The 19,816-nt window shown below is 58.3% G+C and carries 19 protein-coding genes; 16 read left to right on the top strand and 3 right to left on the bottom strand.

The annotated features are described in order from the left end of the window. Positions 1–99 precede the first annotated feature (99 nt). The 5 genes from alaC to crcB all read left to right on the top strand — a co-directional run bounded on the left by alaC (position 100) and on the right by crcB (position 4,854). A complete protein-coding gene (gene alaC, locus CR155_RS02650; RefSeq protein WP_102068456.1) occupies positions 100–1,290 on the top strand; it encodes an alanine transaminase in 1,191 nt (396 codons plus the stop codon). Continuing rightward, complete coding sequence (locus tag CR155_RS02645; protein ID WP_102068455.1) at positions 1,291–2,595, top strand: homoserine dehydrogenase; 1,305 nt, start codon at positions 1,291–1,293, stop codon at positions 2,593–2,595. It abuts the gene before it with no gap. Next, entirely contained in the window at positions 2,592–4,001 is a 1,410-nt protein-coding gene (gene thrC, locus CR155_RS02640) for a threonine synthase (RefSeq protein WP_102068454.1), read from the top strand. The genes CR155_RS02645 and thrC overlap by 4 nt, the downstream gene beginning before the upstream one ends. Before the next feature lie 95 nt (positions 4,002–4,096). Further along, positions 4,097–4,420, top strand: coding sequence for a hypothetical protein (locus CR155_RS02635; RefSeq protein ID WP_102068453.1), 324 nt, complete (start codon positions 4,097–4,099; stop codon positions 4,418–4,420). Between the two features lie 26 nt (positions 4,421–4,446). Further along, positions 4,447–4,854: a fluoride efflux transporter CrcB gene (crcB, locus tag CR155_RS02630; protein WP_102068452.1), complete on the top strand. Its 408-nt coding sequence runs from the start codon at positions 4,447–4,449 to the stop codon at positions 4,852–4,854. Here crcB and hpnE read toward each other — a convergent pair. The 3 genes from hpnE to hpnC are packed head-to-tail and all read right to left on the bottom strand — an operon-like array spanning position 4,846 to position 7,926. After that, positions 4,846–6,180 carry a hydroxysqualene dehydroxylase HpnE gene (gene hpnE, locus CR155_RS02625; RefSeq protein WP_102068451.1) on the bottom strand — a complete coding sequence of 445 codons (1,335 nt, stop codon included), beginning with the start codon at positions 6,178–6,180 and terminating at the stop codon, positions 4,846–4,848. The genes crcB and hpnE overlap by 9 nt on opposite strands. Beyond that, the gene (gene hpnD / locus CR155_RS02620) at positions 6,177–7,040 is read right to left on the bottom strand and encodes a presqualene diphosphate synthase HpnD (protein ID WP_102068450.1); all 864 of its coding nucleotides are present in this window, start codon (positions 7,038–7,040) and stop codon (positions 6,177–6,179) included. The genes hpnE and hpnD overlap by 4 nt, the downstream gene beginning before the upstream one ends. 58 nt (positions 7,041–7,098) lie before the next feature. Further along, the gene (gene hpnC / locus CR155_RS02615; RefSeq protein WP_102068449.1) at positions 7,099–7,926 is read right to left on the bottom strand and encodes a squalene synthase HpnC; all 828 of its coding nucleotides are present in this window, start codon (positions 7,924–7,926) and stop codon (positions 7,099–7,101) included. Positions 7,927–8,086: 160 nt separating this feature from the next. Here hpnC and alr point away from each other — a divergent pair, with 160 nt between their 5' ends. The 11 genes from alr (at position 8,087) to CR155_RS02560 (ending at position 19,816) form a co-directional block, all read left to right on the top strand. Further along, the gene (gene alr, locus CR155_RS02610; protein ID WP_102068448.1) at positions 8,087–9,217 is read left to right on the top strand and encodes an alanine racemase; all 1,131 of its coding nucleotides are present in this window, start codon (positions 8,087–8,089) and stop codon (positions 9,215–9,217) included. Between the two features lie 91 nt (positions 9,218–9,308). Then, positions 9,309–10,025: an SDR family oxidoreductase gene (locus CR155_RS02605; RefSeq protein WP_102068447.1), complete on the top strand. Its 717-nt coding sequence runs from the start codon at positions 9,309–9,311 to the stop codon at positions 10,023–10,025. 29 nt (positions 10,026–10,054) lie between these two features. After that, positions 10,055–11,407 (top strand): DNA repair protein RadA, encoded by a 1,353-nt coding sequence (radA, locus tag CR155_RS02600; protein WP_102068446.1) that lies wholly within the window; start codon positions 10,055–10,057, stop codon positions 11,405–11,407. A gap of 16 nt (positions 11,408–11,423) precedes the next feature. Then, positions 11,424–12,203 carry a sulfite exporter TauE/SafE family protein gene (locus CR155_RS02595; RefSeq protein WP_102068445.1) on the top strand — a complete coding sequence of 260 codons (780 nt, stop codon included), beginning with the start codon at positions 11,424–11,426 and terminating at the stop codon, positions 12,201–12,203. Positions 12,204–12,207: 4 nt separating this feature from the next. After that, positions 12,208–14,712 (top strand): ABC transporter permease, encoded by a 2,505-nt coding sequence (locus tag CR155_RS02590; RefSeq protein ID WP_102068444.1) that lies wholly within the window; start codon positions 12,208–12,210, stop codon positions 14,710–14,712. Further along, a complete protein-coding gene (locus CR155_RS02585) occupies positions 14,709–15,425 on the top strand; it encodes a 3-deoxy-D-manno-octulosonic acid kinase (protein WP_102068443.1) in 717 nt (238 codons plus the stop codon). The genes CR155_RS02590 and CR155_RS02585 overlap by 4 nt, the downstream gene beginning before the upstream one ends. A gap of 58 nt (positions 15,426–15,483) precedes the next feature. Beyond that, positions 15,484–16,584 (top strand): polyamine ABC transporter substrate-binding protein, encoded by a 1,101-nt coding sequence (locus tag CR155_RS02580; RefSeq protein WP_102068442.1) that lies wholly within the window; start codon positions 15,484–15,486, stop codon positions 16,582–16,584. Positions 16,585–16,588: 4 nt separating this feature from the next. Beyond that, positions 16,589–17,719 (top strand): ABC transporter ATP-binding protein, encoded by a 1,131-nt coding sequence (locus CR155_RS02575; protein ID WP_102068441.1) that lies wholly within the window; start codon positions 16,589–16,591, stop codon positions 17,717–17,719. After that, positions 17,716–18,636, top strand: a complete 921-nt coding sequence (locus CR155_RS02570; protein ID WP_102068440.1) for an ABC transporter permease subunit — start codon at positions 17,716–17,718, stop codon at positions 18,634–18,636. Before CR155_RS02575 ends, CR155_RS02570 begins: the two co-directional genes overlap by 4 nt. After that, the gene (locus CR155_RS02565; protein WP_102068439.1) at positions 18,633–19,433 is read left to right on the top strand and encodes an ABC transporter permease subunit; all 801 of its coding nucleotides are present in this window, start codon (positions 18,633–18,635) and stop codon (positions 19,431–19,433) included. The genes CR155_RS02570 and CR155_RS02565 overlap by 4 nt, the downstream gene beginning before the upstream one ends. A gap of 17 nt (positions 19,434–19,450) precedes the next feature. After that, positions 19,451–19,816 carry a Spx/MgsR family RNA polymerase-binding regulatory protein gene (locus tag CR155_RS02560; protein WP_102068438.1) on the top strand — a complete coding sequence of 122 codons (366 nt, stop codon included), beginning with the start codon at positions 19,451–19,453 and terminating at the stop codon, positions 19,814–19,816.

Here is a 19,816-nt window from a genome sequence, read left to right as displayed (position 1 = left end):
CTCAGCTGTTTCGCGCTCGCACGTTCGAACCGAACCCTCTTTTTTATTGCGCCGCATTCACCACTACCCATTTCCCATTTTTGTCGCCCAAGGACCATCATGACGAGTTTTCCGCGTATAGAGCGCTTACCGCCCTATGTATTCAACATTACCGGCGAACTGAAAATGGCGGCACGGCGACGAGGCGAAGACATCATCGACATGTCCATGGGAAACCCTGATGGCCCGACTCCCAAGCATATCGTGGATAAACTGGTCGAGGCTGCATCCCGGCCTGATACGCACGGATACTCGGTGTCCAAAGGCATACCGCGATTGCGCAAGGCAATTTCCGGATGGTACGAACGTCGATACGGTGTACAAATTGACCCCGAGACGGAAGCCATCGTCACAATAGGATCCAAGGAAGGTCTCGCACACCTTATGCTGGCCACGCTGGATCGGGGCGATACCGTGCTCGTGCCGAACCCCAGTTATCCCATCCATATCTACGGGGCAGTGATTGCAGGCGCCAACATACGTTCCGTGCCCATGACACCCGGCCTGGATTTTTTTGAAGAGATCGACAGGGCAGTACGTGAGTGCATCCCCAAGCCCAAAATGATGATACTGGGTTTCCCCAGCAATCCGACTGCCCAGTGTGTCGATTTGTCGTTCTTCGAGCGCGTCATTGCCCTGGCCAAAGAACACAATATCCTGGTCGTGCACGACTTGGCCTATGCCGACATCACCTTCGACGGCTACGTCGCGCCATCCATCATGCAAGTCGAAGGTGCACGCGATGTGGCCGTTGAATTCTTCACCATGAGCAAAAGCTACAATATGGCGGGCTGGCGCGTCGGCTTCATGGTCGGCAACCAGGAACTGGTCAACGCGCTCGCACGCATCAAGAGCTATCACGATTACGGCACATTCACGCCGATTCAGGTCGCTTCGATCGCCGCATTGGAAGGTCCTCAAGATGGAGTAAAGCAGGTCGTCGAGCAATATCGGATTCGGCGCGACGTCCTGGCCAAGGGCTTGCACGAAGCCGGCTGGATGGTCGATATACCGAAGGCGTCCATGTATATCTGGGCAAAGATTCCCGAGTTCTACCAGAAGCTCGGTTCGCTCGAGTTTTCCAAGAGGCTGCTGGCCGATGCCAAGGTGGCGGTCTCGCCGGGAATAGGCTTCGGCGAATACGGCGACGACTATGTGCGCTTTGCCCTGATCGAAAACGAGCAGCGCACCCGTCAGGCGGTGCGCGGCATTAAAGAAATGTTCCGCAAGGACGGGTTGGGTAGTAAATAAATGAGTCCTATGAAAGTTGGTTTATTGGGTCTGGGCGTTGTCGGCGGCGGGACCTGGAAAGTATTGACGCAAAACGCAGAAGAAATCGCGCGCCGGGCAGGCAGACGGATCGAAATCGTCGCCGTGGCGGTGCGCGACATTGAAAAAGCCAGGCGCCTGGTAGGCGACCAGGTTACGGTCACGACGGACGGCATGGAAATCGTGCGTAACCCCGATATCGATATCGTGGTGGAGTTGATCGGCGGCGATACGCTGGCACGCGACCTCGTCATGGAAGCCATCAACCAGGGCAAGCATGTGGTCACTGCCAACAAGGCGCTGCTCGCCAGGCATGGCAACGAGATATTTGCCGCGGCACATAAGAAGGGCGTCATGGTGGTATTCGAAGCCGCCGTCGCTGGTGGCATACCCATCGTCAAGGCCATACGCGAAGGACTTACTGCCAATCGTATCCAATGGCTGGCCGGCATTATCAATGGCACGACCAATTTCATCCTCTCGGAAATGCGTTCGCGCGGTCTTCCTTTCAACACAGTGCTTTCCGAGGCACAGCGCCTTGGGTACGCTGAGGCCGATCCCACCTTCGATATCGAAGGCATCGACGCGGCGCACAAGCTTACGTTGCTGGCCTCGCTGGCCTTCGGCATTCCGGTGCAATTCAACAAGGCTCATGTCGAAGGGATATCCTCGCTGGCACAGGAAGATATTGCCCACGCCGAGCGCCTGGGGTACCGCATCAAGTTGCTCGGTATTACACGCCGGCGCCCCGACGGAATCGAGCTGCGCGTGCACCCCACCCTGGTGCCTATGGAATGCCTCTTGGCCAACGTCGAGGGCGCCATGAATGCAGTGCTGGTACATGGCGACGCGGTCGGTCCCACGCTTTATTATGGCCAGGGTGCCGGGGAGCTGCCTACGGCCTCCGCCGTCATCGCCGATCTGATCGATGTCACGCGTCTGCAGTCGGCCGATCCGGATCATCATGTGCCTCATCTGGCTTTCCAGCCAGATGCCATGGATGACATTGCCATCCTGCCCATTGCCGATATCCAGTCCTCCTACTATCTGCGCTTGCGCGTCGAGGATCGTCCGGGCGTGCTGGCCGACCTGGCCCGCATATTGTCCGATGCCGGCATTTCAATCGGTTCGATGTTCCAGGAGCCCCATGGGGCCACAGAGGCCGACATAATCTTCCTGTCGCATTCGGCGCGGGAAGGCGACGTCGACACCGCACTTGCCAATATCCAGGCTTTGCCGTTTGTGCGTTCCCCGGTAACACGCTTGCGTGTGGAGAATCTAGTATGAAATATCGCTCAACGCGGGGTGCGATGGCGCCCATGGACTTTTCCGATATCCTGCTTGAGGGCCTCGCGCCAGATGGCGGCTTGGCGCTGCCTGCCAGCCTTCCGAAAATCAGTGCGGAAACGCTCGAGTCGTGGCGTGCTCTTGATTACGCCGACCTGGCCACTGAAATACTGGGCCTGTTCATCGACGACATTCCTCGCGCCGATCTTTCCCGCCTGACCCATGCGGCCTATAACGCCGAGGTGTTTCCTGGAGCGCAAATGGTGCCGCTCAAGCCGCTGGGCAAGGGCGTCAGTTTGGTGGGTTTGTCCGAAGGCCCTACCCTGGCATTCAAGGACATGGCCATGCAGTTCCTTGGCCAGGTTTTTGAGTATGTGCTGGACAAGCGCCAGGCAAGCCTGAATATCCTGGGCGCGACGTCAGGAGACACCGGGTCCGCCGCGGAGTATGCCTTGCGCGGCAAGCGCGGAGTAACGGTTTTCATGCTTTCGCCGCATGGCCGCATGAGCGAATTCCAGCGCGCGCAAATGTATTCGCTGCAGGACGGGAATATTCATAACATCGCCCTGAAAGGCGTGTTCGATGAATGCCAGGATATCGTCAAGGCGCTGGCCGGCGACCTGGAATTCAAATCGCGCTACCACCTGGGCGCGGTCAACTCCATCAACTGGGCCAGGATCGCCGCGCAGGTGGTTTATTATTTCTGGGGCTGGCTTCGTGCCACCACGGCACCCGGGCAGCGAGTTTCGTATGCCGTGCCGTCGGGCAACTTCGGCAATATTCTCGCGGGCCATGTCGCCCGCCAGATGGGCTTGCCGATACGCCGGCTGGTCCTGGCGACGAACGAGAACAACGTGCTCGAGGAATTCTTCCGCACCGGAATCTATCGTCCTCGTTCAGCTTCGGATACCCATGCAACCTCCAGTCCTTCTATGGACATTTCCCGGGCATCCAATTTCGAACGTTTCGTGTTCGACTTGCTGGATCAGGACGCCGGGCAGGTCCGGGATTGCTGGAAGCAGCTTGAAATCAAGGGAGAATTCGATTTGAGCCGACTCTTGCCCCTGTTCGAATCGCGTTACGGATTCGTGGCTGGCGTAAGCACTCATCAGGACAGGCTGGCAACGATCAAGAAGGTGTTCGGTGAAACCGGCTTGCTGATAGACCCGCATACCGCCGACGCGGTAAAGGTTGCCGCCGCCTACATCGAAGAAGGCATACCCATGCTCGTGCTCGAGACCGCACTGCCGGCCAAATTTGGCGAGACCATACAGGAAGCGATAGGCCAACCCGCTCCGGTTCCCGAACACCTGCGTGAACTGGCGGCGCTTCCGCAGCGCGTGCAAGTTATGGACTGCGACGTCCATGTGGTTCGAGATTACATCAGGCAGCATGCGCCCGCGTAGGAGCGCGTGGAATTGTAACAAAACCGCAATGAACCGTTGCAATCATGGACATTGCGGCTTGTTACACTAGCTGGGCACCTCATAAGGAGCTCTATATGCCAAATCAGAATCTCGCAGAAACTGAAGTCGCTGAAATACACCCGGACGGTCGGCGCGCTGTCGTTACCATCCGGACTGCTGGAAAGTCGTATTACCATGCGTTTGGACCCGATGGTCTGTCGGTGGGCGTTTATGATCTGGCCGATGAGGCCAAGTCCGCTGCGGAATGGGCATGGGACTTCTTGGAAGAGCGCCCGGCCATCAAACGTATTACCCTCATGCAGCTTATTGTCGACAAGCTGGTCGAGCAATATCCGCTGGAATCCGCCGACGTAACCTTGTCTCCCAAAGGGGCCCCCAAAGGGTCTTCGAAAGGTTAGGGTCCAAGCAAGGCACACGGAATTCCATGTTGACACCTATTAATTTCATGGCCATAGGCATAGGTGCCGCCGCGGGAGCAATATGCCGTTGGGCGCTGGGCCTATGGCTGAACCAACCCGGCTGGCATTTGCCGTGGGGTACATTGGCCGCCAACCTGATAGGCGGCTATTTTGTCGGACTGTTATTGGGCGGCCTGTCAATGTATCCGGAAGCGCCAATATGGCTCAAGCTCATGCTTATAACGGGCTTTCTGGGCGGGCTGACCACATTTTCGACGTTTTCCGGCGAGGCCGTGGGTCTGCTCGAGCGTGGCGCGTACTTGTCGGCGTTTGGCTATATCGGTTTCAGTCTTGTCGGCAGCTTGGCCCTGACCTGTCTTGGTTTTGCCACGGCCAGCCTGATATCCACCTTGAGCCAGGCCGGGTCACCTTAACGAACTGTAAATTGCCTGCGCGGCCTGCTTGCCGCTGCGCACCGCGCCCTCCAGAACCGCCGGATATCCTGTATCGGTCCAGTCTCCCGCGACCCATACCCGTGGCCAGGGTGTTTGATTCGGCGGCCGCTTCAGCCCCGGGACGGCGGCGAATGTCGCTCGTTTTTCAATGATGACCTCATGGTTGCGAACCTTGGGCATGTCTAGTCCTGATCCGCTCTGTTCCCTTACCTGATCTATCGTTGCGGCGATAACCTGCGCACGGGGATGTTCCATGAAGGCACGCGCATCGCTGATGACTATGTTCAGCAGGCATTGCGACTCTGCCGGGCCGCTGGCGCTGCGGTCGAAAAGCCACTGGCCATATTGCATATGTTGGGGACTATCCTTTAGCAGCAGTATGGGGCGTGTCCTGTTCCAGGGACGTTCCAGTTGCAGCGTGACGGTGGCGATCGGCAGGTACTGGAACGCCGACAGCATTGAAAGGTATTCAGTGCCCGATGCGCAAGGGTCCAGCTGTTGCAACAGCCGATGCGTAGCCGAAGCATTGGCGGCTACGATGACAGCGTCGAACGGTGTTCCGTCCAGTGTGACCTTCGATGACGACGTCTGCAATCCTCTCACGGCACTTCCGCGGCGCACTTCCAGTTCGCAGGCGCTATCGTCGGGCCGGTAATGCGCGACATGATCTGGCCATAACTCCGACAGATTGACCCGGGGTATGAGCACATCGGACGCGTGGGCAGGTCCGCCGAGACTGTCTTGCAGGACACGTGCGAACAACTGGGCACTGGCAGCGCCCATCGGCGTGTTGAGTGTGGCAAGGCACAACGGCTGCCAGAATGACTGGATCGCATGGTCCGATTGCGCGCCCTGATCCAGCCATTGCGCAACAGTCATATCCGGATGGACTTTCCAGCCCTGTCGGCGCAGCCCGGCGGTGACCGCGACGATGCGCAATCGTTCCATGAGACTTAACCCTCTCGCGCCGAGGATGGCACCCAGCAAGTGGAGGGGAGCGGGCAGCGCCGCGGCACGCAGGCCGAAGCAGCCGTCGGCTGAATCCAGCTGCAGGCATTCGCGCAAGAACAGCTTGTCCGGTTCGAGGCCGAGTTCCCGCATAAGTGCCAGCGTCTCGGTGTAGGCGCCCAACAATATGTGCTGGCCATTGTCGATGCGAGTATCGAGCGATGCCGAATGCACGCTGCGGGCCCGTCCGCCCAGGGTCCGTGATGCCTCGAATACGACAACGGAGCAGCCGTATTTTCTCAAGCGGATTGCTGCGCTGAGACCGGCCCAGCCGCCGCCGACTACCGCGATATTCATCTTGCCAGACGTTTTACCAGCCCGCGCCCGCCTCCTACCCAGATTTTCCAGGCCAGCCAGAATTTGCGAATAGGTGTCAGCGAGATACGCTGGTCCAGTACCTGCCAGTTGTCGCGTTCGATTTCCTCGAGCAGGGCGTGATAGATCGCGGCCATCATCAGTCCGGGTCGCTGCGCACGGCGGTCGACCTCGGGTAATGCCTGCATGGCCTCGCGGTAGCACGATCGCGCTCTTTCGGTCTGGAATCGCATCAGTTCCACGAAGCGTTCTGAATGTTGCCGGTCGATGATCTCGGATGCCGTGACGTTGAAGGTCTGCATGTCGTTGACGGGCAGATAAATCCGGCCGCGACGCGCGTCGTCGCCCACGTCGCGGATGATATTGGTGAGTTGGAATGCAAGACCGAGTTTCTCGGCATAGATCAGTGTTTCAGGCCGCGTATAGCCGAATATGCAGGCCGACAATTCGCCCACCACTCCTGCAGCATGCCAGCAGTATTTGCGCAGTTCCGGCCAGTCCACATAGCGGGACTGGTCCAAGTCCATTTCCATGCCTTCCACGATGGCGTGCATGCGTTTCGCCGTCAGCGTATAGGTATGAATGTGTGGCAGCAGGGCCTGCATGACGGGATGCTCGGCATGGCCTTCATACAGGCGTTCGACCTGCGTGCGCCACCATGCCAGCTTCATGCGCGCGACCGACGATTCGTTGCATTCGTCGACCACATCGTCCACCTCTCGACAGAACGCATAGAGCGCGGTTATGGCCTTGCGCCGTTCAGGAGGCAGGAAAAGGAAAGCGTAGTAGAAGCTGGAGCCGCTTTGGGCGGCCTTGTTCTGGCAGTATTCGTCGGGGCTCATGCGTAATGGTAGCGGGGCTCGGTAAGGCACAGTGGTGACTGGACCGCGGCAAGGCGTCTTACCATAGGGAGCGCCAAAGCAATAGGGTCCAGTCGCGTTTTGTCAAGGTGGGGCGGTGAAAGAACACGTCATAGTGTAATTGGTTGAGGCGTTCAAGGATACGCAATCCCCCATGGATGACAAGCTTGAGTTCCAGGCCTATACGCCCGGGCAGGCTTCGCGCCAGCGGCAACCCTGAACTTAACAGCTCGCGCGCCTGCTGGACCTGCACTTGCATCAGCGTTTGCCATGCTGGATCAGCGTACCGTTTTTGCGCAATGTGATTCTCGGTGGCGCCGTAAAGTCTGAGCTTCCCCTGTGGTAAATAGACCCGCCCTTTTTGCCAATCAACGGCAATGTCCTGCCAGAAATTGGTGAGCTGCAGGCCGGTGCAAATGGCATTGGACTGTGCCAGGTTCTGGGGCGTCGCAGCCTCATACAAATGCAGCATCAAGCGTCCCACCGGGTTGGCTGAGCGGCGGCAATAATCCAGCAGCTGCATGTCGTCCTCATAGCGAGTCGTGGTCACGTCTTGCTCGAAGGCCGATATCAAATCGAAAAAAGCCTCCATGGGAAGGGCGTACTGAGTGATGGATTGAGCCAGAGGATTAAACACTTGTGCTCTGGCGTCGTGCTCCGGCAGCGCGAGTGTGCCGGCTTCTATCTGCATCAGGGCGTCACGATACGTGGCAAGGTGCCGCAGGCGCTCGGCAGGAGTCGCATCGCCTTCATCCGCAATATCGTCGGCGCTTCGTGCAAAGCGATAGATATTTCTTACGGGAGCTTGCAGGCGGCGCGGCAACAGCAAAGATGCCACAGGGAAGTTTTCGTAGTGATCGACGGCCATAGGCGGGAAGTATAAGACATGGCATCCCGTCGTTTGCACCGCCCACAACGATCAGGGCTTTCATTGTGCCGCTTGCGGCGTTCCGGCTTGCACTGGCCGACCTCATGGTCGTACCATTCACGTCTTTGCGCTGTCATATCCTGGTCTTTTGGAAAGAATCATGCCACGTCCTATTTCGGCGACGATTTCGTTGTCGTCGCTCAGTCATAACCTGCACACTGTAAAGCGGAGATTAAGTGGCGCAGACACGCCGGCCGGCAGGAGGTCGCCCAAGGTATGGGCGGTCATTAAGGCCAATGCTTATGGGCATGGCATTGAAAATGCCATTCAAGGCTTCGGTGCGGCCGACGGATTGGCCATGCTGGATCTTGACGAGGCAGTGCGATGCCGGGAAGCGGGGTGGACCGGTCCCATCCTTTTGCTGGAGGGATTTTTCGAACCGGCAGATATCGCTATCATGGACCACTATCGTGTCGTGACCGTCCTGCATTGCCGGGATCAGCTGGATATGCTGGCGTTAGCCAGGATGGCCCACGCGATGGATGCCTTCGTGAAACTTGATACCGGCATGAGCCGACTTGGATTTTCCGTTGGCGATTACCCGGGAGCCTATGATCGGGCCCGAGCCATGCAGGCACAAGGCGTCCTCAACGGTCTGGGCAAGATGACGCATTTTGCGCGCGCGGACGATGACTCCAATCTCACACAACAGCAACTGCGGCTATTCCATCAGGTCACCATGGGTTTGCCCGGCCGGGTAAGCGTCTGCAACTCGGCAGCAACCTTGACGCCCGAGATCTGGGCATCCATTCCCGACGAGCAGGAACAGTGGGTGCGCCCGGGGATTTGCCTTTATGGCGCTTCTCCTTTTGCCGATAAGTCGGCCGAGTCGCTTCAGTTGCACGCAGCGATGACGCTGTCATCCCGCCTGATCAGTGTGCGCGATATACCGGAAGGTGGATCCGTAGGCTATGGCCATATGTTTACGTCCAGCAGTTCGATGCGGATAGGCGTCGTGGCCTGCGGCTATGCCGATGGTTATCCCAGGCATGCCGGCACCGGCACACCCGTCTCTGTCGATGGCGTGCGCACCCGTCTGCTGGGCCGCGTATCCATGGATATGCTTGTCGTCGATCTGACCCCGGTGCCTCAGGCCCATATCGGTTCACGCGTGGTGCTGTGGGGTGAAGATGGTCCGTCGGTCGATGAAGTGGCCGGCACGGCCGGAACGATAGGCTACGAACTGTTATGTGCCGTGGCGACTCGCGTACCTAAAATTGTCATTGCTTAGCGACGCGCGAGGCTAAACTGGAGTTTAATCGCTGCTTGGAATGGGCCCGGACATCCGGGCAGGCTCTCTACGACCGCTCAAAGGAATTCGCGTGAAAGACAAATGTGTATTGGTAACCGGAGCTACCAAGGGAATAGGGTGGGCAATAAGCCGGCGTCTGGCTGACCTGGGGTGTCACGTGGTTGGTCTGGCCCGTCATACCCAGGATATCGATTTTCCCGGTTATTTGTATTCCTGCGATCTGAACAATGCCGGAGAAACCGAGGACATCCTGAGAGTCATACGCGAAAAATATCCGGTCGACGCGGTGGTGAACAATGTCGGCCTGGTCATGCCGGAACCCCTGGGCGAAGTCGACCTGGCTTCGCTCTATCAGGTGTTCGACTTGAATGTGCGGGTCGCCGTACAGGTGACGCAAACTTTCGTTCCCTCCATGAAAGCGCGCCGGGACGGCCGCATTGTTAACATTTGCAGCCGCGTCACGCACGGAGCGGTCAATCGCACCAGCTATTCCGCGGCAAAAAGCGCGCTTGTCGGCTGTACCAAGACCTGGGCACTCGAACTCGCTCCTTACGGCATTACGGTGAATGCGGTGTCGCCAGGCCCCGTCGATACGGAATTGTTTCGTGCCTCGCATACCGAAGGCAGCGAGGCGGAAAAGAAGGCCCTTGCCTCCATACCCATGGGTCGATTTGGGCAGCCTTCCGATGTTGCCGCCGCAGTAACCTTCCTTCTCAGCAAGGAAGCTGGCTTCATTACTGGCCAGGTGCTGGGCGTGGACGGTGGCGGCAGCCTGGCCGGCCGATAGAAAACCTTCGCGCCGGTTAAACTCGCTGCATGGCCAAGATCAAAACTTTATTCGTATGCAGCGAATGCGGGGGAAGCTGCCCCAAATGGGAAGGCAAGTGTCCCCATTGCAATGCTTGGAACACCTTGGAAGAATCGCGGGACGTCGGCGTAACGGCGCACCGGTTTGCTCCGCTCGCCGGGAGCAGCCCAATACGCAGCCTGGCCGAGATCGAGGCGCGGGAATTGCCGCGCCAGCCCACCGGCATAAGCGAGTTCGACCGCGTTCTGGGTGGTGGTCTCGTAAAAGGCGCCGTTGTCCTGATAGGTGGAGACCCGGGTATCGGGAAATCCACGCTATTGCTCCAAGCCTTGGTATCCCTCTCGCATGCGGTCAAGGTGCTGTATGTGACCGGGGAGGAATCCGCCGAGCAGGTAGCGTTAAGGGCGCGGCGGCTGGAGCTGGCAACAGGCGACGTTGACCTGCTTGCCGAGATCCGTCTCGAGTCCATCATGGCGGCTCTGATGGAACAGCGTCCCAGTGTGGCTGTCATCGACTCCATTCAGACCCTGTATTCCAGTGAACTGAGCGCGGCGCCCGGCTCTGTGTCGCAAGTACGGGAATGTGCGGCGCAGCTTACGCGCATGGCCAAGCAGACGGGAATCACCATTGTCCTGATCGGGCATGTCACAAAAGATGGCACCCTGGCCGGCCCGCGTGTGCTCGAACATATCGTGGACACGGTATTGTATTTCGAAGGTGACACTCACTCTTCGTTCCGCCTTGTGCGGGCGTTCAAGAATCGCTTTGGCGCGGTCAATGAGCTAGGCGTTTTCGCCATGACCGATCGGGGCCTGCGTGGCGTGACCAATCCTTCGGCGCTGTTTCTCTCGCAACATGCGCAGGACGTCGCCGGCTCCTGCGTCATGGCCACACAGGAAGGGACGCGGCCCTTGCTGGTCGAAATCCAGGCACTGGTCGATACTGCCCACGTGCCGAATCCGCGCCGCTTATCGGTAGGACTGGAAGGTACCCGGCTGGCCATGCTGCTGGCAGTGCTGCATCGCCACGCAGGCGTTGTCACGTTTGACCAGGACGTCTTCGTCAATGCAGTTGGTGGCGTAAAAATCACGGAGCCGGCAGCCGACCTGCCAGTGCTGCTTGCCATTGTGTCGTCGTTGCGGGATCGGTCCCTGCCCAAGGGGCTGATCGTTTTTGGCGAAGTCGGCCTGGCTGGCGAGATCCGTCCCGCACCGCGCGGGCAGGAACGCCTTAAAGAGGCGGCCAAGCTGGGATTCAGCGTCGCGCTGATCCCCAAAGCCAATGCACCTAAGCAGCCCATAGAAGGGCTCGAGATATGGGCGGTGGACCGCGTAGAATCCGCTATCGAGCGCTTGCGCTAGCCTGAAGGGGTATGTATTGGAGTGGTATGGGGTAGTTCTGGCTTGTCTGGCGGCAGGCGCCTTGATCGGTTTTGCAGGCGGAGTGCTGGGAATAGGCGGGGGGCTGCTTGCCATTCCCTTGCTCGGACTGATGCTCGACATGGACCAGCAGGCGGCCCAGGGTACGGCGCTGATCATGGTACTGCCTGCCGTGCTCATGACGGTGCGCAAATACAACCAGAAAGCAAAAATCAATCTGCAGGCGGCGGGGGCCGGCGCCGCAGGATCTATCGTTTTCACTTGGATCGGCGCGCAGATCGCCCTCGGGATCGATCCTGTGTTGCTGCGCCGTATCTATGCCGCCTTTGTGCTGAGCATTGCTCTATTCTATTTTTACCAGAGCCGGCGTTCGGAACCACGGCAAAGTCGGCCACAAGCGCCGCGGCGCAATGTCGAGGATTTCCACAAGGGCTGGTTTGCCCTGATAGGCACTGTCGCGGGCCTGGCCGGCGGCATCTTCGGCGTAGGTGGATCAGTCCTCGTCGTTCCTATCCTGACCACGGTATTCCGCCAGACCCAGACCGGCGCGCAAGCTTTGGCACTGACCATGGTCATACCCGGAACCTTTGTGGCACTGTTTGCGTATGCGGTGCACGGGCAGGCTGATTGGACAATTGGTGTCCCGATGGCGCTGGGCAGCATCTTCCTGGTGCCCTACGGTGTGAGGCTGGCTTATTCCTTGCCGGAGCCGAGATTGAAACTAACCTTTGCCTGTATGCTTCTGGTTATCATGGTTTTGTTGTTGATAAAGGCCTGACATCATGCGTTCAAGCAAATTTCCCGACATCCGGCTAGGGGTGCGCGCGCTGCGACGCGATTGGCATTCGGGTGAAATTCGCCTGCTGATGCTGGCGTTGATCATTGCCGTATCGGCGGTAACCAGCGTGGGTTTTCTCGCGGACCGCGTAGGACGCGCGTTGCAACGTGATTCTGCTCAAATGCTCGGTGGCGATCTTGTTATTCAGGCTGACGAAGCCATACCTGATCGATTTATCGACAAGGCGGCGGAATTGCAGCTTGCCACTGCCCGGACCCAGCAGTTTCCGTCCATGGTGAGCAGCGGGGAAGGCGCCCAGCTCGTTTCGCTCAAGGCGGTATCGCCCGGCTATCCCCTGCGCGGCCAGTTGCGCCTGGCCGATACGGCCGCTGGAACCGGGGAGCCCCTGCGACAGCCGCCAGCGCCTGGAACGGTTTGGGCGGATGCGCAACTGCTGAGTTCGCTAGGCATAGCGATAGGCGACGCCTTGTCTGTCGGAGATGCCTCCATGACAATCGCCAAGGTGATTTCCTATGAACCCGATCGGGGCATGCAGTTCGTGAATGTCGCGCCACGATTGATGATGAACCTGGATGATCTGCCCGCAACAGGATTGGTTGCGCCGGGCAGCCGTATTGCCTACCAGTTAATGATCGCGGGTGACCCTGCGGCCATGGCGAACTATGAATCCTGGCTCGACGGCAAGTTGGGGCGCGGGCAGAAGCTGGTGACCATCGAGTCCAACCGGCCCGAAATTCAGCGCGCCCTGGTCCGGGCAAACCAGTTCCTGGTCCTTGTCGCATTGCTGACCGTCATGATAGCGGCTGTCGCGGTCGCATTGGCAGCCCGCCGATTCAGCTTGCGCCACCAGGATGGCATTGCCATCATGCGCTGCCTGGGAGCCAGCAAATCGCAGCTGAGCACACTGTTGTGGACAGAGTTCCTGTTACTGGCTTTGATTGCATCCGCAGCTGGGGCGATCGTGGGCTACGCGGTGCACCATGGGCTGGTTGCGTTGGTGGCGGCATGGCTGGATACCCGCCTGCCGGCAGCATCCTTGCGGCCGGCATTGCAGGGACTTGTGACAGGACTGTTGTTGCTGTTGGGTTTTGCCTTGCCACCCTTGGCGTCGTTGCGCCGGGTCCCCCCCGCGCGTGTCCTGCGACGCGATGCTTCGGGGGAGCTTATGCGACGCTGGCCTTCCACTATGCTTGGCCTGGCTGCATTCTTCCTGCTTATCGTATGGATATCCGGCGATTTGCGCCTGAGCGCCGTGGTAGCCCTGGGTTTCCTGGCGGCATTCCTGGTTTTTGCGGCGCTGGCCTACGGTTTGTTGCGGGTTCTGGCCGTTTTGCGCCGTCGCGTTCAGGGCCACCCATCCTTGCGATTCGCGCTGGCCGGCATGGTACGCCGTCGCGGGTTGACCGTGACACAGCTCTGTTCTTTAGCCATGGGCCTCATGATATTGCTGCTGCTGGCCATTACGCGCACCGATCTGCTGCAAGGCTGGCAAAGCACCCTGCCCGCCGACGCGCCCAATACCTTTCTCATCAATATCCAGCCTGATCAACGCGCGGCCGTAGCGGCGCGCCTCAAGCAGGCAGGCATTTCCAACCCCGTGCTTTCGCCCATGGTGCGGGGCCGTCTGCTTGCCATCAATAAAACGCCGGTGAATCCGGACAGCTATACCGATGATCGCGCCAAGCGGCTTGTCGATCGCGAATTCAATCTCTCTTATACGGAAACCTTGCCGTCCAGCAACGAGATCGTGGACGGACGCTGGCTCGACCCGGCGAAAGCGGAAGTCTCTCTGGAGAGCGGGCTTGCAGACTCGCTGGGGATCGTCGTCAATGACACGCTTACTTTCGATGTCGCGGGGCGCCCCACCGAAGTCATGGTAAGCGGGATCCGTGAGGTCAAATGGGACTCCTTCCAGGCCAACTTCTTTGCCATCATGACGCCGCTTGCCCTGGATGGCGCGCCCGCCACCTTCATCACTTCCATGTACGTGCCGGCAAGCGACACACGGCTTACGCAGGAATTGCTGCGCAGTTTTCCCAACCTCACCGTCTTCGACGTGGGATCAATATTGGGACAGGTGCAGAATGTACTCGACCAAGTCGTGCAGGCGGTGCAATTGCTATTCCTCTTTACGGTCGCCGCTGGGGTTCTTGTGTTGGGCGCCGCCTTGTTCTCGACACGCGACGAGCGGATGCATGAAGTGGCTGTCCTCAGAGCCTTGGGCGCCAGCGGACGCCAACTGGCGTCTGCGCTGCGCATCGAGCTCCTGATGCTGGGAGGAATGGCCGGATTGCTGGCGGCATTCGGCGCAGTGGCAGTTGCATGGGTACTGGCGCTACAGGTATTCGATTTCACCCTGACGCTATCGTGGTGGCCATGGGCGGCAGGCGTGGGAATCGGGGTGTTGGCGTCGGTCATAGGCGGAAGCATGACGCTGTCGGGCGTGTTGAAGACTCCGCCGCTGGTGTCGTTGCGGGAGGTCGTATGAGCGATGATATCCGTCCGCTCGATGTGGCCCTGGATGCTGGCTGTTTGCGCTACGACGCCAGCGGTATTTCCCGGCCCGGCCCGTTTCTTTTCGATCCTTCGAACGCACAACTCGAGGCCAAGGCGGTGGGTGAGGGCGGACGGCAGGCTGCGTGGTTTGTGAAAGGCGAGTTTGGCGCGGGCGTATTACGCCATTACCGGCGCGGCGGCCTGATGTCACGCATTAATGCGGATCGCTATTTTTGGGCTGGTGCGTCCGCAACACGCTCATTTGCCGAATTCGATCTGTTGCATGCCATGTGGCAACAGGGCCTGGCTGTGCCTCGACCTATCGCCGCCGCATATTGGCGCCGCGGCCTGGGTTACCGTGCCGCCATACTCATCGAGCGTATACCGCAGGTCCAGCCTTTGGCGACCATGCTGGACCGGGCAAGCCACACGGCAGTAGCCGCCGCTATTTTTGCCATGCATGAAGCCGGAGTCTGGCATTCAGACCTGAATGCCTACAATATATTGGTCGATGCGGCCGGAAAAGTGTGGCTAATCGATTTTGACAAATGCCGCCGCCAGGATTTGTCGCTGGAGCGCCGCCAAGCCAATCTTTTGCGCTTGCGCCGTTCACTGGAGAAAGTCGCCGATATGGCCGGAGTGCTCTGGTGGGACGAGCTCAGCCGGGCATACTCCCTGCTTGCCCGTGCGCAAGGAATACTTTAGTCAAAAAAGGCATTATTATCATGCCTTTTCGCTGTTGGTATTGTCTTTGGAGGCCACAATGAGATTCAGTATGGCGAAGCGGGTACTGCTGGGCGCGGTGTTGTTGACGGGACTGTCAACAGCATGGGGGCAGAGCAGGGTGGTCAACGTCTATAACTGGGCGGAATACACGGCTCCCGATACGATTTCCGGCTTCCAGAAAGCCACCGGCATACAGGTGCGCTACGACGTTTACGATAGCAACGACACACTGCAGGCCAAGCTCCTCACCGGGAAGTCCGGCTACGATGTCGTAGTTCCGTCCACGCACTATGCCGCCCGGCAGATCGAAGGCGACTTGTTCCAGAAGCTGGATAAGTCGAAAATTCCCAATTGGAAATACCTCGACGAAGATCTCATGGCTCTGGTGGCCTCCGTCGACCCTGGAAATCAATACCTGGTCCCGTGGGGATACGGCACGAACGGCCTTGGCTATAACGTCACCAAGGTGCAGGAGATCATGGGCAAAGATGTACCTCTGGATAGCTGGGAAATGCTGTTCAAGCCTGAGAATGCGGAAAAATTGAAAGCCTGCGGCATTTCGGTGCTGGATGAGGCGGCGCAGGTTTTTCCGGCGGCATTGCATTATCTTGGCAAGAATCCCAACAGCAGTCAGCCCGAGGACTACAAAAAGGCGCTCGAGCTGTTGAAATCCATACGGCCCTACATTCGCCAGTTCAGTTCATCCGGCTATATCGATGAGTTGGCCGGTGGCGATCTTTGCATGGTATATGGATTTTCCGGAGACGTCCTGATTGCGGGCAACCGTGCCCGCGAGGCGCGCAAGGACTACAGCATCGATTACTTCATCCCCCGGGGTGGGGCGCCGGCGTGGTTCGATACCATGGCCATACCCAAAAGTGCTTCCAATGTTGATGAAGCGCATGCCTTCATCAACTATATTGAAACGCCACAAGTGCACGCGGCAATCACCAACACCATGTTCTACCCGAATGCCAATAAAGAAGCTCGAAATTTTGTGGTCAAGGACGTCGCCGATAATCCGATGATCTATCCGGATCCCGAGGTGGCAAAGACCTTGTACGTGATCAAGCCGCAGCCGCTGGCCATCATGCGTCTGCAAACCCGCATGTGGGCCGAACTCAAGTCGGGAAGATAGTCCTATGTCTGATGCCCGTCCTGCCGTTACTTCCTGGTCTGGCGACGCCGATGACTTTGTACGCCTCGAGGAGGTCGTCAAGATTTTCGGCGACACCGTGGCGGTGCAGTCGGTCAGTCTTTCCGTGCGCCACCACGAAGTGTTTGCCCTCTTGGGGAGTTCGGGCTGTGGAAAGTCCACCTTGCTGCGCATTTTAGCCGGCTTCGAACAGGTAAGTTCCGGCCGTCTTTTTCTCGATAACCAAGACATCACCGATCTGCCTCCCTATCGACGACCGGTCAACATGATGTTCCAGTCCTATGCGCTATTTCCGCATATGACTGTGGAGGCAAATGTGGCCTTTGGTCTAAAACAAGAGGGTGTCCCCAAAAACGAAATACATGATCGTGTTTTCGAAGCCTTGGACCTGGTCCAGATGGGCGGGTACTCGCGACGTAAACCGCAACAGCTTTCTGGCGGCCAGCAGCAGCGGGTAGCGCTGGCACGCAGCCTGGTCAAGCGGCCGAAGCTGCTGTTGCTGGATGAGCCGATGTCGGCGCTGGACAAGCAAATTCGGCAAAAGACCCAGATCGAGCTGGCACGCATACTCGATGAAGTCGGCGTCACCTGCATCATGGTGACGCACGATCAGGAAGAAGCCATGACCATGGCGCATCGACTGGCTGTCATGTCCGAGGGCCAGATCGTCCAGTGCGGCACGCCCCAGGATGTCTACACGTTTCCGAATTCGCGTTTCGTGGCGGGCTTCATCGGGAACACCAATTTGTTCACCGGAACGATAGTGGTCGACGAGCCGGATCACGTTCTGATCGAAAGCAACGATCTCTCACGCCCCCTGTATGTGAATCATGGCATCAATGAGCCCCTGGGCATGGAGGTCCACGTATCGGTACGCCCTGAACACATACGGATTCTGCGGGACCAGCCGGAGTCCGACTCAAACTGGGGGCGCGGCATGGTCAGCCATGTAGCCTGGATGGGCAGCTATGCCCGCTACCAGATCCGGCTCGATTCTGGATTGGTGGTCGAGGCGATGGTGCCCAGTATTGCTCTTTCGCATGCCGATACGCCAGGGCTGGACGACCAAGTATTTGCAAGCTGGGACAGCGGCAGCGCCACCGTATTGCCATCATGAAAAACGTCACCTGGCGCGGGGCCTTGCCCTCGAGGAAGACACTGGCTATCGTGCCGCCGTTCTTGTGGCTGATCCTGTTTTTGCTCGTCCCGTTCATCCTGGTCCTGAAAATCAGTTTTGCGGACCTCAAGTTCGGTGTTCCGCCTTATACGTCGCTTACCGAGATCAAGGATCAAACCGTGTCGCTGGTTTTAAACCTGCGCGGTTACGAACTTCTGTTCACCGACAGCCTGTACATCGCCACCTACTTGAATTCCATAAAAATGGCGCTGGTTACCACGGTATGCTGCATCTTGATCGGCTACCCCATGGCCTACTATATCGCACGCTCCAGCCCATGGATACGTAACCTGCTGCTTTTGGGTGTCATTCTTCCATTCTGGACCTCCCTGCTATTGCGCGTGTATGCCTGGGTGGGCATATTGCGCAATGATGGCCTGCTCAACAAGCTATTGCAGTGGCTTGGCATCATCAGTGCGCCCTTGGAAATCTATCGAACCGATCTGGCGGTGTATATCGGCCTGATATACGCCTATCTGCCGTTCTTTATCCTTCCCTTGTACGCCAATCTGGTCAAGCTTGATGTTCGGCTGCTCGAAGCCGCCTATGACCTCGGCGCCAGTCCTTGGCGCGCCTTTCTGGCGGTGACCTTGCCGCTTTCGATACCGGGCGTCGTGGCCGGAGCGATGCTGGTTTTCATACCGTCCGTGGGCGAATATGTAATACCGGAAATGCTGGGCGGCGCCAATACACTGATGATGGGCCGCGTAATGTGGACGGAATTCTTCAATAACGCCGATTGGCCGATGGCGGCGGCAGTCACGTGTGTGATGGTCATGGTGTTGCTCGTGCCATTGGTCATATTCCAGTACAACGAGGTCAGGCAGCTGAAGACGGATAGGCGGGAGGCGGCATGACCAAACCCGACCCAACGCTCCGGGCTGTCGTGCTGGCGATTGGATACGCGTTTCTGTATGTGCCCATCTTTTGCCTGATGGTATTTTCGTTCAATGATTCGTCGATGATGACATCATGGAGCGGGTTCTCGCTGAGGTGGTATGCCGAGCTCTTCAATGACCAGGCACTCTTGTCCGCCGCGAGGTTGTCGCTGCTTATTGCGACGCTCACTGCCACCGCCGCCGTCTTTATCGGCACATGGGCCGGCTATGTTCTCGCTCGGATGGGGCGTTTCAGGGGGTTTCCCATGTATATCGGCATGCTCAGCGCTCCATTGGTCATTCCCGAAGTGGTGCTGGGCATTTCGCTGCTTCTTATGTTTGTAGAAATCAGCGATTTGCTCGGATGGCCGGCTGGCAATGGCATCTTCACTATATGGGTGGGCCATGTAACGTTGTGCATGGCCTATGTCGCGGTCATCATCCAATCGCGCATCCGCGACCTGGACCGCTCCCTGGAAGAAGCCGCCCTCGATCTTGGGGCATCGCCGCTCAAGGTGTTTTTCGTTATCACGTTGCCGTTAATCTTCCCGGCGATCCTCGCCTCATGGCTGCTCGCCTTTACCCTGTCGCTCGACGATGTGGTCATAGCATCGTTCTTGTCGGGTCCCGGCTACACTACCTTGCCGCTCGAAGTTTTCTCCCGGGTGCGCCTGGGTTTGAAGCCGGAAATAAACGCTCTCGCCACATTGTTCATGCTTGCCGTTGGCATAATTGTGGTCGTGATCAGTCGCATGCAGTGGCGCAAGCAATCTTAGCAAAGGGAAATGACGCAATGGCTATTGTGCAGTTGTATGGTTTGAAAAACTGCAGTACCTGTGTAAAGTCGATGGCGTGGCTCACGCAACATGCAATTCCTTACACATTCACTGACTACCGCGAACAGCCGATATCCGGCGGACAACTGGTCGAGTGGGCAGCGGCGATCGGGGGCTGGGAAAAGCTGGTGAACCGCGCTTCCATGACCTGGCGCAACCTGCCCGAGAGCCGCAAGGCGCCCGACAGCGAACAACAGTGGTTGATGCTGATTGCCGAGTTTCCGGCCCTGGTGAAAAGGCCTGTAGCCGTGACCGGTCCCGGCAATGTCGCGGTCGGATTCTCCGACAAGAAGTACGGCGAACTTTTCGCGCCCGGCACATAG

The sequence above is a fragment of the Pollutimonas nitritireducens genome, assembly GCF_002849615.1.
GTDB lineage: Bacteria > Pseudomonadota > Gammaproteobacteria > Burkholderiales > Burkholderiaceae_B > Pollutimonas > Pollutimonas nitritireducens.
This window is presented reverse-complemented; position numbering and strand designations above follow the sequence as displayed.

Bases quoted from the DNA above. Each gene is read 5' to 3' on its own strand.
- alaC (WP_102068456.1), top strand. From the start codon at position 100: ATGACGAGTTTTCCGCGTATAGAGCGCTTACCGCCCTATGTATTCAAC.
- CR155_RS02645 (WP_102068455.1), top strand. From the start codon at position 1,291: ATGAGTCCTATGAAAGTTGGTTTATTGGGTCTGGGCGTTGTCGGCGGC.
- thrC (WP_102068454.1), top strand. From the start codon at position 2,592: ATGAAATATCGCTCAACGCGGGGTGCGATGGCGCCCATGGACTTTTCC.
- CR155_RS02635 (WP_102068453.1), top strand. From the start codon at position 4,097: ATGCCAAATCAGAATCTCGCAGAAACTGAAGTCGCTGAAATACACCCG.
- crcB (WP_102068452.1), top strand. From the start codon at position 4,447: ATGTTGACACCTATTAATTTCATGGCCATAGGCATAGGTGCCGCCGCG.
- hpnE (WP_102068451.1), bottom strand. From the start codon at position 6,180: ATGAATATCGCGGTAGTCGGCGGCGGCTGGGCCGGTCTCAGCGCAGCA.
- hpnD (WP_102068450.1), bottom strand. From the start codon at position 7,040: ATGAGCCCCGACGAATACTGCCAGAACAAGGCCGCCCAAAGCGGCTCC.
- hpnC (WP_102068449.1), bottom strand. From the start codon at position 7,926: ATGGCCGTCGATCACTACGAAAACTTCCCTGTGGCATCTTTGCTGTTG.
- alr (WP_102068448.1), top strand. From the start codon at position 8,087: ATGCCACGTCCTATTTCGGCGACGATTTCGTTGTCGTCGCTCAGTCAT.
- radA (WP_102068446.1), top strand. From the start codon at position 10,055: ATGGCCAAGATCAAAACTTTATTCGTATGCAGCGAATGCGGGGGAAGC.
- CR155_RS02590 (WP_102068444.1), top strand. From the start codon at position 12,208: ATGCGTTCAAGCAAATTTCCCGACATCCGGCTAGGGGTGCGCGCGCTG.
- CR155_RS02585 (WP_102068443.1), top strand. From the start codon at position 14,709: ATGAGCGATGATATCCGTCCGCTCGATGTGGCCCTGGATGCTGGCTGT.
- CR155_RS02580 (WP_102068442.1), top strand. From the start codon at position 15,484: ATGAGATTCAGTATGGCGAAGCGGGTACTGCTGGGCGCGGTGTTGTTG.
- CR155_RS02575 (WP_102068441.1), top strand. From the start codon at position 16,589: ATGTCTGATGCCCGTCCTGCCGTTACTTCCTGGTCTGGCGACGCCGAT.
- CR155_RS02570 (WP_102068440.1), top strand. From the start codon at position 17,716: ATGAAAAACGTCACCTGGCGCGGGGCCTTGCCCTCGAGGAAGACACTG.
- CR155_RS02565 (WP_102068439.1), top strand. From the start codon at position 18,633: ATGACCAAACCCGACCCAACGCTCCGGGCTGTCGTGCTGGCGATTGGA.
- CR155_RS02560 (WP_102068438.1), top strand. From the start codon at position 19,451: ATGGCTATTGTGCAGTTGTATGGTTTGAAAAACTGCAGTACCTGTGTA.